Source organism: Pseudomonas sp. AM14(2022) (assembly GCF_036346455.1).
GTDB lineage: Bacteria > Pseudomonadota > Gammaproteobacteria > Pseudomonadales > Pseudomonadaceae > Aquipseudomonas > Aquipseudomonas putida_A.
The window spans coordinates 152,108-164,629 of sequence record NZ_JAOTNY010000004.1; the positions used below are offsets into that span (position 1 = coordinate 152,108).

The 12,522-nt window shown below is 58.0% G+C and carries 12 protein-coding genes; all 12 read right to left on the reverse strand.

The window, feature by feature from the left end; translation table 11 throughout:
• Positions 1-208: 208 nt before the first annotated feature.
• Positions 209-1,099, reverse strand: a complete 891-nt coding sequence (gene rfbA / locus V3W27_RS10145; protein ID WP_247268181.1) for a glucose-1-phosphate thymidylyltransferase RfbA — start codon at positions 1,097-1,099, stop codon at positions 209-211.
• Entirely contained in the window at positions 1,096-1,989 is an 894-nt protein-coding gene (gene rfbD, locus V3W27_RS10150; RefSeq protein WP_247268180.1) for a dTDP-4-dehydrorhamnose reductase, read from the reverse strand. Before rfbD ends, rfbA begins: the two co-directional genes overlap by 4 nt.
• The gene (gene rfbB / locus V3W27_RS10155) at positions 1,989-3,062 is read right to left on the reverse strand and encodes a dTDP-glucose 4,6-dehydratase (RefSeq protein WP_247268179.1); all 1,074 of its coding nucleotides are present in this window, start codon (positions 3,060-3,062) and stop codon (positions 1,989-1,991) included. The genes rfbD and rfbB overlap by 1 nt, the downstream gene beginning before the upstream one ends.
• A 224-nt stretch (positions 3,063-3,286) precedes the next feature.
• Positions 3,287-3,526: a LapA family protein gene (locus V3W27_RS10160; protein ID WP_330206519.1), complete on the reverse strand. Its 240-nt coding sequence runs from the start codon at positions 3,524-3,526 to the stop codon at positions 3,287-3,289.
• A 27-nt stretch (positions 3,527-3,553) separates the two neighbouring features.
• Complete coding sequence (gene ihfB, locus V3W27_RS10165) at positions 3,554-3,850, reverse strand: integration host factor subunit beta (protein ID WP_003189779.1); 297 nt, start codon at positions 3,848-3,850, stop codon at positions 3,554-3,556.
• A 152-nt stretch (positions 3,851-4,002) separates the two neighbouring features.
• Entirely contained in the window at positions 4,003-4,281 is a 279-nt protein-coding gene (locus V3W27_RS10170; protein WP_027612423.1) for a hypothetical protein, read from the reverse strand.
• Positions 4,282-4,486: 205 nt separating this feature from the next.
• On the reverse strand, positions 4,487-6,172 hold the full coding sequence (rpsA, locus tag V3W27_RS10175; RefSeq protein ID WP_027612422.1) for a 30S ribosomal protein S1: 1,686 nt from the start codon (positions 6,170-6,172) through the stop codon (positions 4,487-4,489).
• A gap of 119 nt (positions 6,173-6,291) precedes the next feature.
• Positions 6,292-6,981: a (d)CMP kinase gene (gene cmk, locus V3W27_RS10180; RefSeq protein ID WP_015093983.1), complete on the reverse strand. Its 690-nt coding sequence runs from the start codon at positions 6,979-6,981 to the stop codon at positions 6,292-6,294.
• On the reverse strand, positions 6,978-9,185 hold the full coding sequence (locus tag V3W27_RS10185) for a bifunctional prephenate dehydrogenase/3-phosphoshikimate 1-carboxyvinyltransferase (RefSeq protein ID WP_240795657.1): 2,208 nt from the start codon (positions 9,183-9,185) through the stop codon (positions 6,978-6,980). The genes cmk and V3W27_RS10185 overlap by 4 nt, the downstream gene beginning before the upstream one ends.
• A 28-nt stretch (positions 9,186-9,213) precedes the next feature.
• Complete coding sequence (gene hisC / locus V3W27_RS10190) at positions 9,214-10,326, reverse strand: histidinol-phosphate transaminase (RefSeq protein ID WP_330206520.1); 1,113 nt, start codon at positions 10,324-10,326, stop codon at positions 9,214-9,216.
• 13 nt (positions 10,327-10,339) lie between these two features.
• Positions 10,340-11,434: a prephenate dehydratase gene (pheA, locus tag V3W27_RS10195; protein ID WP_003226907.1), complete on the reverse strand. Its 1,095-nt coding sequence runs from the start codon at positions 11,432-11,434 to the stop codon at positions 10,340-10,342.
• Positions 11,434-12,519 carry a 3-phosphoserine/phosphohydroxythreonine transaminase gene (gene serC, locus V3W27_RS10200; protein WP_183785977.1) on the reverse strand — a complete coding sequence of 362 codons (1,086 nt, stop codon included), beginning with the start codon at positions 12,517-12,519 and terminating at the stop codon, positions 11,434-11,436. Before serC ends, pheA begins: the two co-directional genes overlap by 1 nt.
• Positions 12,520-12,522: the final 3 nt, after the last annotated feature.

The following is a 12,522-nucleotide window of genomic DNA, read 5'->3' on the forward strand; positions in this document are numbered from 1 at the left end:
ATGCAAGCAGCAGATACACTGACACTTTCCACCCGAAGGTACCGCCCCCCCCCCCCTTTCAAAAGTACATAAGGGGGCAGACAGACTGATTCGACCAGCGAAACTTCAAATACACCGTCAGGTTCTGGCTGCCATTCTAGCGCGACAGCCATGAATTAATAACTCGGTAATTAACCTGCCAACCTGTGGACCGACGGAAAGAACACATTCAATTCGAAGGATGATCCAGCAGCTTCTGCAGGTACTGTCCGTAACCGGTTTTTTTCAGGCGATCAGCCTGTGCCGCGACGTGTTCAGCGCTGATCCAGCCGTTGCTGTAGGCAATTTCTTCGAGACAGGCGACTTTCAACCCCTGGCGATGCTCGATGGTATGCACGAAGTGCCCCGCTTCGAGCAACGAATCATGGGTACCGGTATCCAGCCAGGCGAAGCCTCGGCCCAACATTTCGACATTGAGCGTCTTCTGCTCCAGATAGGCACGGTTGATGTCGGTGATTTCCAGCTCGCCACGCTCCGAAGGCTGAATGTTCTTTGCAATCTCCACGACCTGGTTGTCGTAGAAATACAAACCGGTAACCGCATAGTTGGACTTCGGCTTGAGAGGCTTCTCTTCAATGCTCAACGCACAACCGTTTGCATCGAATTCCACCACCCCGAAACGCTCCGGATCGGAAACGTGGTAACCGAACACTGTAGCACCTGAGGTCTGGGCATTGGCCGAGCGCAGGTTCTCGGTAAAATACTGCCCGTAGAAAATGTTGTCGCCGAGGATCAGACAGCAAGGATCATCACCAATGAATTCTTCACCAATGATAAACGCCTGGGCCAGACCGTCAGGGCTAGGCTGCTCGGCATAACTCAGCTCGACTCCGTACAGGCTGCCGTCACCCAGCAGCTTGCGGAAGTTCGGCAGATCCTCGGGCGTGGAGATGATCAGAATTTCACGCATGCCCGCCAGCATAAGTACCGACAGCGGATAGAAAATCATCGGCTTGTCATAGATCGGCAGCAATTGCTTGGATACACCAAGAGTGACCGGGTGCAAGCGTGTGCCTGAACCACCGGCCAGAATGATGCCTTTACGGTTGGTCTTGATCATTTATCGAGAATTTCCCTGAGCATTCGGGTTACACCACTTTGCCAATCCGGCAAGTGTAAAGAAAAGGCCCGGCACAGCTTGTGAGTATTCAAACGAGAGTTCAAAGGTCGGCGTGCAGGGGTTGGGTAGGCACTGGTTTCAATCGTATTGATCGCTGTCACCGCGAACGCCTCACCCTGGCGGCGGGCAAAGTCGATCACGAATGACGCATAACCATGCCATGAGACTTCGCCGCCAGCCGCCAGGTGGTAAACCCCGGCAAGCTCTGGAGCCAGCAAGACACGCCGAATAGCCAGCGCCGTGACATCGGCAATCAGGTCCGCTCCCGTGGGTGAACCGATCTGGTCCGCGATCACGTTCAGCGTGTCGCGCTCCCTGGCCAGCCTCATCATGGTCTTGGCGAAGTTGCTGCCACGGGCTCCATAACACCAACTGGTACGGAAGATCAGGTGCTTGCAACCCGAGTCGATAATCACCTGCTCACCGACAGCCTTGCTGACGCCATAGCGATTCAGCGGGGCAACCGCATCAGTCTCTACCCAGGGTGTCGATCCCTGCCCATTGAATACGTAGTCGGTCGAATAATGAATCAACCATGCATCCAGCGCCGCAGCTTCTTCGGCCATGACCTGGCAGGCCTGCGCGTTCACGCAATGCGCCAGTTCGATCTCGACTTCTGCCTTGTCCACAGCTGTGTATGCCGCCGCATTGACGATAATGTCCGGACGCACGCGACGAAGGGTGGCTCGCAGGCCAACAAGATCGGACAAATCGCCGCACAGCCCGTCTTCGCCATGACGATCCAGCGAGATCAGCTCTCCTAGTGGAGAAAGGGAGCGCTGCAGCTCCCATCCCACCTGACCGTTTTTCCCCAGCAAGAGAATTTTCATCACTGGCCTGAACGATCCGCGTAGTTCTGATCAATCCATTGCTGATAACTACCGTTTTTTACATGGGCGACCCAGTCGGCATTGTTCAAATACCACTCCACCGTCTTGCGAATGCCGGTTTCGAATGTTTCTTGCGGCGTCCAGCCAAGCTCACGCTGGATCTTGCTGGCATCGATCGCGTAGCGCTGGTCATGGCCAGGCCGATCCTGAACATAGGTGATCAGACTGGCATGAGGGCAATGGGCGGACTCAGGACGCAGCTCGTCAAGCAATGCACACAGCGTGTGCACCACTTCGATGTTTTGCTTTTCGTTATGACCACCGATGTTATAGGTCTCGCCAACCACACCTTCGGTTACAACTTTATAAAGTGCACGGGCATGATCTTCGACATAGAGCCAGTCACGGACCTGATCACCCTTGCCGTACACCGGCAACGGCTTGCCCTCCAGTGCATTGAGAATGATCAGCGGAATCAGCTTTTCGGGAAAATGGCACGGGCCGTAATTATTCGAGCAATTGGTCACCAGTGTCGGCAGCCCATAGGTTCTGGCCCAGGCGCGTACAAGATGATCGGAGCTGGCCTTGCTCGCCGAATAGGGAGAGCTCGGCTGATAAGGCGTTTCTTCGGTGAAAAGGTCTTCCGGCCCTTCAAGGTCGCCGTAAACTTCGTCCGTCGAGATGTGATGGAAGCGAAAAGCTGATTTGCGATCACCTTCCAGGCCCGTCCAGTAGTGCCGGGCAGCTTCAAGAAGAGTGTATGTACCAATGATATTGGTCTGAATAAATTCGGAGGGACCGGAGATCGAGCGGTCAACATGCGACTCTGCCGCCAGATGCATGATCGCATCCGGCTGATGCGCTTGCAGGACACGTTCAATCTCTGCGCGATCACAGATATCTACGTGCTCGAAAACATAACGCGGGTCGTGACTGACTTGCGCCAGCGATTCAAGGTTACCGGCATACGTCAACTTGTCGACGTTCACTACAGAGTCGGATGTATTGGAAATGATGTGACGGATAACTGCCGAGCCAATAAACCCGGCACCGCCGGTTACTAGAATTTTCACGCGAAACCATACCCTTGAGGTGCTGACAGGGCTGCCAACCGAGCACTGTCTGATCCATGAATGCAAAAGCCCAAGTCGCAAGGCTTCTTTAAAAGCGAATTTTCAGCGACAAGCAAATATGCCGCTGTCGAACAAACGCGGCATTTTACAGCTTAATGAACGTTTTACTAATGGATATGGACAGGCCGCGGTGCAAATTCATCACACCCCCACCCCACAGCATTTCACCCCGATAGCTTGCGGGAGGCACTGGAAGAACGCCCCAAAAACCAGCCCAGTACCGGCCCGATCAGCATCCCGACGAGCAAAGCAATTACCATGATCAGAGACACTGGAAGTTGCGGACCAGCCCAGCCAAGAAACATCAGCGAGATGGATTGCTGATTTTCCAGTACAAACGCCAGAATCACCAACACCAGCAGCAGAATAAAAACACCAAGAAGCATGCGCTTGAGGTTACGCATGAGTAACTCCTTGAAAAGTAGCGACTGTCAAACTCCCTCCTCCTCTTCCTCATTCACCCGGTCACGCAACTCCTTGCCCGGCTTGAAATGCGGAACGAATTTGCCGTCGAGACTAACCGACTGACCGGTCTTTGGATTGCGACCTACGCGCGGCGCACGATAGTGCAGGGAGAAGCTGCCAAACCCACGGATCTCGATGCGATCACCGGTGGCCAGGCACTGGGACATTTGTTCAAGCATGGTCTTGATGGCCAGCTCCACATCCTTGGATGAGAGTAGCCCTTGATGGGTGACAATTCGTTCGATCAACTCCGACTTCGTCATATTTTTCCCTTCTTTTTCAAGCAGCTAGATCAGCGCTTGAAAGGTTTTAGCACGCCCGGAAGATTTTGAACAGCCCAGGGATTGACATATCTTCCTTGGCGCTGAAACGCCTGTTTTCAGTGCACACAAGCACAAGCCGAAGCAGTACACACTCAACGGCACATGACCAGCATGGTTCGAGTGACGTAGCCTGCGGGATTGAAGCCAAACGGATATTCATCTTCATCCTTGGCCTGATCAGATCGGGTGATTACTCTGTAACCCGCGCCCTTGCACTCCTTCGCTGCGCGCTTTTGGCATTTCTCCCACCCCGAACCCAGACCAGAGCAGTCGATCTCGATACCGCTGACGCCACGCACAGCATGCGTTTTGGCACTTGTGGTGCAGCCAGCCAGTACCAACACCGCAATCAAGACAATAAATCTGTTCATCCACTTCCTTATGCCAGGCAACGCCCGACTACTGCACGACTAATACCCAGCTTAGTCGCGAATAGGCGATTGATCCGATTAAAGAAACAGACAACCCGTTGAAGGGATTGGTTTCACCAACACTCCACTCCCAACCGCACCGCCACCAAATCGCAGGCACAAAAAAGGGCGACCGAAGTCGCCCTTTTTCATGATCAAGCAGAACTTAGTTCTGTTTGGCCATTGCTTGACGCAGCAGTGCCGCCATAGTGGTGTCAGCTGCTTCACCTTCCGGAGCTGCTTTCAGGCTCTGGATGGCTTCTTTCTCTTCAGCATCGTCTTTCGACTTGATCGAGAGCTGGATTACGCGGCTCTTGCGGTCAACGCTGATGATCTTGGCTTCAACTTCCTGGCCTTCTTTCAGAACGTTGCGCGCGTCTTCAACGCGGTCACGGCTGATTTCAGAGGCTTTCAGGGTTGCTTCGATGTCGTCGGCCAGAACGATGATGGCGCCTTTGGCGTCAACTTCTTTCACGGTACCGGTCACGATAGCGCCCTTGTCGTTAACCGAGACGTACTCGGAGAACGGATCGCTTTCCAGTTGCTTGATGCCCAGAGAGATGCGCTCGCGCTCTGGGTCAACCGACAGGATGACGGTGTCCAGCTCGTCGCCCTTCTTGAAACGACGTACGGCTTCTTCGCCCACTTCGTTCCAGGAGATGTCGGACAGGTGAACCAGACCGTCGATGCCGCCGTCCAGACCAATGAAGATACCGAAATCGGTGATCGACTTGATGGTGCCGGAGATCTTGTCGCCCTTGTTGAACTGGCCAGAGAAGTCTTCCCACGGGTTCGACTTGCACTGCTTGATGCCCAGGGAGATACGACGACGCTCTTCGTCGATGTCCAGAACCATGACTTCCACTTCGTCGCCGACTTGTACGACTTTCGAAGGGTGGATGTTCTTGTTGGTCCAGTCCATTTCCGAAACGTGTACCAGACCTTCAACGCCTTCTTCCAGCTCAGCGAAGCAGCCGTAGTCGGTCAGGTTGGTTACACGAGCGGTAACGCGAGTGCCTTCTGGGTAACGGGCTTTGATAGCAACCCATGGATCTTCGCCCAGTTGCTTCAGGCCCAGGGAAACACGGTTGCGTTCGCGATCGTATTTCAGAACCTTGACGTCGATTTCGTCACCAACGTTGACGATTTCGGAAGGATGCTTGATACGCTTCCACGCCATGTCGGTGATGTGCAGCAGGCCGTCCACGCCACCCAGATCGACGAATGCGCCGTAATCGGTGAGGTTTTTGACGATACCTTTGACTTGCTGGCCTTCCTGCAGGGATTCCAGCAGAGCTTCACGCTCGGCGGAGTTCTCGGCTTCCAGGACGCTGCGACGGGAAACGACAACGTTGTTGCGCTTCTGGTCCAGCTTGATGACCTTGAATTCCAGCTCTTTGCCTTCCAGGTGCGTGGTGTCGCGCACTGGACGGACGTCAACCAGGGAACCTGGCAGGAACGCACGGATGCCGTTAACGTCGACAGTGAAGCCGCCTTTAACCTTACCGTTGATAACGCCCTTGACCACTTCCTCAGCTGCGAAGGCTGCTTCCAGAACGATCCAGCATTCAGCGCGCTTGGCTTTTTCACGGGACAGCTTGGTTTCACCGAAACCGTCTTCAACCGAGTCCAGAGCAACGTGAACTTCGTCACCGACATTGATAGTCAGGTCGCCAGCGTCGTTGTAGAACTGTTCCAGCGGGATGAGTGCTTCAGACTTCAGGCCAGCGTGAACGGTTACCCAGCGAGCCTGGTAATCAATATCAACGATAACACCGGTGATGATGGAGCCTGCCTGAAGGTTCAGGGTCTTTAGGCTTTCTTCAAAGAGTTCCGCAAAGCTTTCGCTCATTTTAATTCCTGTAGATGAGGGCGAAGAATACGCCCATCTCCACACCCCAGACGGTGTGGGTTAGTTTCATTTAAAAGAAGCGCTGCAGGACTATGACTGGTCCCCTGCGGCCTTCTTGGTCACCCGGCGATATCGCGAATGGCGATCTCGCTCATGATGCGTTCAAGCACCTGATCGATGGACAACTCCGTGGAATCCAGCTGTATCGCATCAGCCGCCGGCTTGAGCGGGGCTACTGCGCGCTGGGTATCACGCTCGTCGCGTGCACGGATCTCATCTAGCAGACTCGACAGACTAACACCCTCGACTTTGCCCTTCAACTGCAAATATCGGCGTCGCGCCCGTTCCTCGGCACTGGCGGTGAGGAAAATCTTCAGCGGCGCATCCGGAAAAACCACTGTGCCCATGTCGCGACCGTCGGCCACCAGGCCCGGCGCTTCCTGGAAAGCACGCTGGCGCTGCAGCAGCGCCTCGCGTACCGCCGGCAATGCGGCCACCTGAGAAGCGCCGGAGCCGACGCTTTCAGTACGGATGACGTCGCTGACTTCATCGCCTTCCAGAATGATGCGCTGCAGCTGACCGTCGGTCGCCGCGATGAACTGCACATCCAGATGAGCGGCCAGTTTCTTCAGCAACTCTTCATTGGTCAGGTCGACACCATGGTTGTGCGCAGCGAACGCCAGCAGGCGATACAGCGCACCAGAGTCCAGCAGATTCCAGCCCAGACGCTTGGCCAGGATCCCGGCGACCGTGCCCTTGCCCGAACCGCTTGGCCCATCGATGGTGATGACCGGTGCAATGTTTTTCACGACTGAGCCTCTTGAGCCACGCGAATGCCGACCTGCGCGCACAGCGCGAGGAAGTTCGGGAACGACGTCGCGACGTTGGCGCAATCATGGATGCGGATCGGTGCAGTGGCGCGCAGCGAAGCGACGCTGAAAGCCATGGCGATACGGTGATCACCGTGACCATGCACTTCGCCGCCACCGATCTGGCCGCCATCAATGATGATGCCGTCCGGAGTCGGCTGGCACTTGACGCCCAGCGCCAGCAAGCCGTCCGCCATGACTTGAATGCGATCCGATTCCTTGACGCGCAGCTCTTCGGCACCGGTCAGTACGGTACGACCTTCGGCACACGCCGCCGCCACGAACAGCACCGGGAATTCGTCGATGGCCAGTGGCACCAACGCTTCCGGAATCTCGATACCCTTGAGTTTAGCAGCGCGCACGCGCAGGTCAGCCACTGGCTCGCCGCCAACTTCACGCTGGTTTTCCAGGGTGATGTCTGCGCCCATCAGACGCAGGATGTCGATGACGCCGGTACGGGTCGGGTTGATGCCAACGTGCTCCAGCACCAGCTCGGAACCTTCGGCGATCGACGCGGCCACCAGGAAGAACGCCGACGACGAGATGTCGCCCGGCACTTCGATATGGGTCGCAGTCAGCTTGCCGCCGGACTCGACCGACGCGGTGGCGCCATCGACGCTTACCGGGTAGCCAAAACCGCGCAGCATGCGCTCGGTGTGGTCACGGGTCGGCGCCGGCTCGGTCACGGTGGTCTTGCCTTCGGCGTAAAGACCCGCCAGCAGCAGGCAGGACTTCACCTGAGCACTGGCCATCGGCATGGTGTAGGTCAGACCCTTGAGTTTGTGCCCGCCACGAATGGTCATCGGCGGACGACCTTCGGCGGCGGTTTCGATCACGGCGCCCATTTCACGCAGCGGATTAGCCACGCGATTCATCGGACGCTTGGACAGCGACGCATCGCCGGTCAGGGTGCTGTCGAAGTTCTGCGCCGCCAGCAGGCCGGACAACAGGCGCATCGAGGTGCCGGAGTTGCCCAGATAGATCGGACCCGGCGCAGGCTTCAGACCGTGCAGGCCGACGCCGTGAATGGTCACACGACCGTGGTGCGGGCCTTCGATGACCACGCCCATGTCGCGAAATGCCTGCAAGGTCGCCAGGGCATCTTCGCCCTCGAGGAAACCTTCAACCTCGGTCACGCCTTCGGCCAGCGAGCCGAGCATGATCGAGCGGTGGGAAATCGATTTGTCACCTGGTACGCGAATCCGACCGGACAGGCGGCCACCAGGTTGAGCCAGGAAAATCAGATCGTTGGAATTCATAGCGTCCACATAGGCCCTGCGGGCCAGGATTTTACTGAAATGCTCGCGGGCAACCCGGGCGCGCGTGAAGACGCCCAACAATTGGTGCCCATCCCCTGCATCGACCGCGTCGCGCAAGGCGTCGAGGTCGCTGCGAAATGTATCGAGTGTGCGCAGGACAGCCTCGCGGTTGGCGAGGAAGATGTCGTGCCACATCACCGGGTCGCTTCCGGCGATTCTTGTGAAATCGCGGAAACCGCCCGCAGCGTAACGGAAGATCTCAAGGTTTTCATTGCGTTTGGCCAACGAGTCGACCAGACCGAAGGCCAGCAGGTGCGGCAGATGACTGGTCGCGGCCAACACTTCATCGTGGCGCTCGACCTGCATGTGCTCGACGTCGGCACCCAGTTCGCGCCACAAGCGATCAACCACCGCCAGTGCGGCCGGGTCGGTCTGCTCGAGCGGCGTCAGAATCACCTTGTGCCGACGGAACAGCTCAGAGTTGGAGGCTTCCACCCCGCTCTGCTCGGAGCCGGCAATCGGATGGCCCGGCACGAAGCGCGCTGGCATACCGCCAAACGCCTCGGTCGCCGCGCGCACCACATTGCCCTTGGCGCTGCCGACATCGGTCAGAATCGCCTGCCCCAGATCAACACTCGCCAGACGAGCCAGGACTTTCTCCATGGCCAGAATCGGCACCGCCAGCTGAATCACGTCGGCGCCCTGACACGCAGCGATCAGATCATCTTCACAACGATCCACCACACCCAACTCGACCGCCAGCTTGCGCGATTGCGGATCGAGATCGACCCCGACCACCTCGCGGCAGATACCGCTTTCACGCAAGCCTTTGGCAAACGAACCACCGATCAAGCCCAGACCGACCACTACAAGACGACCGATCATAGGTGCAGCAGATTGCAGAGCAGTGACATCACCCACGAGCCAGAACCTTACGCAGCGCTTCGAGGAAGCGGCTGTTTTCCGCCGGCAGACCGATGGTCACCCGCAGGTGGTTCGGCATGCCGTAATTGGCCACCGGACGCACGATCACGCCTTCGCGCAGCAAGCCCTGGAAAATCGGCGCAGCTACCTGACCGAGATCGACGCAGATGAAGTTGCCTTTGGACTCGATCCAGCTCAGACCCAACTCACGGAACCCTGCCTGCAACTGCTGCATGCCGGATTCGTTGAGCTGACGGCTTTGCGCCAGATACTCTTCGTCTTTCAGCGCCGCACAGGCCGCGGCCAGGGCCAGGCTGTTGACGTTGAACGGCTGGCGCACGCGGTTCAGCACGTCCGCTACTACCGCAGTGGACAGGCCATAACCGACGCGCAGCGCCGCCAGACCGTAGGCCTTGGAGAACGTGCGCGATACCAGCAGATTCGGATACGCCGCGAGGAAATCCAGACCATCCGGCAGATCACTGCCTTCGGCGTATTCGATGTACGCCTCGTCCAGCACCACCAGGACGTGCTCCGGCACGTCCTGCAGGAACTCGTCCAGCGCTTCGGCGCCGAACCAGGTACCGGTCGGGTTGTTCGGATTGGCGATGAATACCACGCGGGTATTGGCGTCGATGGCCGCGAGCATCGCAGGCAAGTCGTGCCCCCAATCCTTGGCCGGAATCACTTTGGCCTGCGCGCCGACAGCCTGGGTGGCGATCGGGTAGACAGCGAACGCGTGCTCACTGAACACGGCGTTCAGGCCCGGCGCCAGATAGGCGCGCGCCACCAGCTCGAGAATGTCGTTGGAGCCGTTGCCCAGGGTCACCTGATTCAGCTCGACGCGGCACTGCTCGGCCAACAGCGATTTCAGCGCGAAGCCGTTACCGTCCGGATAACGGGTCAGCTCGGCCAGTTCTTCGCGGATCGCCGCCAAGGCTTTCGGACTGGCGCCTAGCGGATTTTCGTTGCTTGCCAGTTTGACGATTTTCGCCGGATCCAGATCCAGCTCGCGCGCCAGTTCGTCCACAGGCTTGCCCGGAACGTACGGCGAAAGTTGTTGCACGCCCGGCTGTGCCAGAGCGAGGAAGTTGCCACTCATTTGCTACCGCCCCTTAGAGAACTGCTTTCGGGTAGGAACCCAGCACTTTGAGTGCTACTGCTTCCTGACTGATCTTTTCCAGCACACCTTTGATCAGCGGATCACGGTGGTGGCCGACGAAGTCGATGAAGAACACGTAGGTCCATTTGCCGCTGCGCGACGGACGGGTTTCGATCCGGGTCAGGTCGATCCCGTTGTCATGGAACGGCACCAGCAGCTCGTGAAGCGCGCCAGGCTTGTTGCTCATCGAGACGATGATCGAAGTCTTGTCGTCGCCGGTCGGCGGCACTTCCTGGTTACCGATCATCAGGAAGCGCGTCGAGTTGTCCGGACGGTCTTCGATCTTCTCGGCCAGACGTGTCAGGCCGTACAAGCCTGCGGCCATGTCACCGGCAATCGCCGCCGAATTCCACTCACCCTTGACCCGCTTCGCCGCTTCAGCGTTGCTCGACACCGCCACGCGCTCGACATTCGGGTAATGCGCGTCCAGCCACTTGCGGCACTGGGCCAGCGACTGGGCGTGGGAGTAGATGCGGCTGATGCTGTCGGTCTTGGTGTTTTCACCAACCAACAGGTGATGGTGAATGCGCAGCTCGACTTCGCCACAGATCACCATGTCGTGCTCGAGGAAGCTGTCGAGGGTGTGGTTGACCGCGCCTTCGGTGGAGTTTTCCACCGGTACCACGCCAAAGTTCACCGCACCCGCCGCCACTTCACGGAACACTTCGTCGATTGCCGCCATCGGCTTGCTGATCACCGCGTGGCCGAAGTGCTTCATGGCCGCCGCCTGGGTGAAGGTGCCTTCAGGGCCGAGGTAAGCCACTTTCAATGGCTGCTCGAGCGCCAGGCACGAAGACATGATTTCGCGGAACAACCGCGCCATCTCTTCGTTGCCCAGCGGCCCCTGATTGCGCTCCATCACCCGCTTGAGCACCTGAGCTTCACGCTCGGGACGATAGAACACCGGCACTTCGCCTTCGGCCAGCGAGGCCATCTTTACTCGCGCAACTTCCTGGGCGCAGCGGGCGCGTTCGCTGATCAGCTCGAGAACCTTGCTGTCCAGAGCGTCGATGCGAACGCGCAGTGCCTTGAGTTCTTGCTCGGACATCAGCCGTGTTCCTTCTCGAATTCAGCCATGTACGCCACCAGCGCGTTGACGGCGTTGATGTCGACGGCGTTGTAGATGGAGGCGCGCATGCCGCCCACGGAGCGGTGGCCTTTGAGGTTGAGCAGGCCGCGCTCGTCGGCACCGGCGAGGAACGGCTTGTCCAGGCGATCGTCAGCCAGACGGAATGGCACGTTCATCCACGAGCGGTCCGACTTGTTGATCGGGTTGCTGTAGAGGCCGCTGGCGTCGATGAAGTCGTACAGCGTGCGCTGCTTGACGTCATTCAGTTTGGCGATCGCTTCAACGCCGCCCTGCTCTTTCAGCCACTGGAACACCAGGCCGGACAGGTACCAGGCCAGGGTCGGCGGGGTGTTGTACATCGAGCCGTTATCGGCCGCGACCTTGTAGTTGAGCATGGTCGGGCACAGCGAACGCGCCTTGCCCAGCAGGTCTTCGCGGATGATGTTGACGACGATACCGCTCGGGCCGATGTTCTTCTGAGCGCCGGCGTAGATCATGCCGAAACGTGAGATGTCGACTGGACGCGAGAGGATGTCCGAGGACATATCGGCGACCAGCGGCACATCACCGGTTTCCGGGATCCACTGGAATTCCAGACCGCCGATGGTTTCGTTCGGCGCGTAGTGAACGTAAGCGGCGTCTTTCGACAGATTCCACTCGTTCTGGCCCGGAATGGCGAAATAGTCGTAAGGCTTGGCGGTGGCGGCAACGTTGACGTGGCCGTAGCGCGAGGCTTCTTCGATGGCTTTCTGCGACCAGATACCGGTGTCGATGTAGTCGGCAGAGCCGTTTTCCGGCAACAGGTTCAGCGGGATCTGCGCGAATTGCTGGCTGGCGCCCCCCTGCAGAAACAGCACTTTATAGTTCGACGGGATATTCAGCAGGTCACGCAGGTCCTGCTCGGCCTGGGTGGCGATGGACACGAACTCATCGCTGCGATGGCTCATTTCCATGACCGACAGACCCTTGCCATGCCAATCAAGGAGTTCACCCTGGGCACGTTGCAGGACAGCTTCAGGAAGCGCCGCAGGACCGGCACAGAAGTTATAGGCTCGCTTGCTCACATC

Bases quoted from the DNA above. Each gene is read 5' to 3' on its own strand.
- rfbA (WP_247268181.1), bottom strand. From the start codon at position 1,099: ATGATCAAGACCAACCGTAAAGGCATCATTCTGGCCGGTGGTTCAGGC.
- rfbD (WP_247268180.1), bottom strand. From the start codon at position 1,989: ATGAAAATTCTCTTGCTGGGGAAAAACGGTCAGGTGGGATGGGAGCTG.
- V3W27_RS10160 (WP_330206519.1), bottom strand. From the start codon at position 3,526: ATGCGTAACCTCAAGCGCATGCTTCTTGGTGTTTTTATTCTGCTGCTG.
- ihfB (WP_003189779.1), bottom strand. From the start codon at position 3,850: ATGACGAAGTCGGAGTTGATCGAACGAATTGTCACCCATCAAGGGCTA.
- V3W27_RS10170 (WP_027612423.1), bottom strand. From the start codon at position 4,281: ATGAACAGATTTATTGTCTTGATTGCGGTGTTGGTACTGGCTGGCTGC.
- rpsA (WP_027612422.1), bottom strand. From the start codon at position 6,172: ATGAGCGAAAGCTTTGCGGAACTCTTTGAAGAAAGCCTAAAGACCCTG.
- V3W27_RS10185 (WP_240795657.1), bottom strand. From the start codon at position 9,185: ATGATCGGTCGTCTTGTAGTGGTCGGTCTGGGCTTGATCGGTGGTTCG.
- hisC (WP_330206520.1), bottom strand. From the start codon at position 10,326: ATGAGTGGCAACTTCCTCGCTCTGGCACAGCCGGGCGTGCAACAACTT.
- pheA (WP_003226907.1), bottom strand. From the start codon at position 11,434: ATGTCCGAGCAAGAACTCAAGGCACTGCGCGTTCGCATCGACGCTCTG.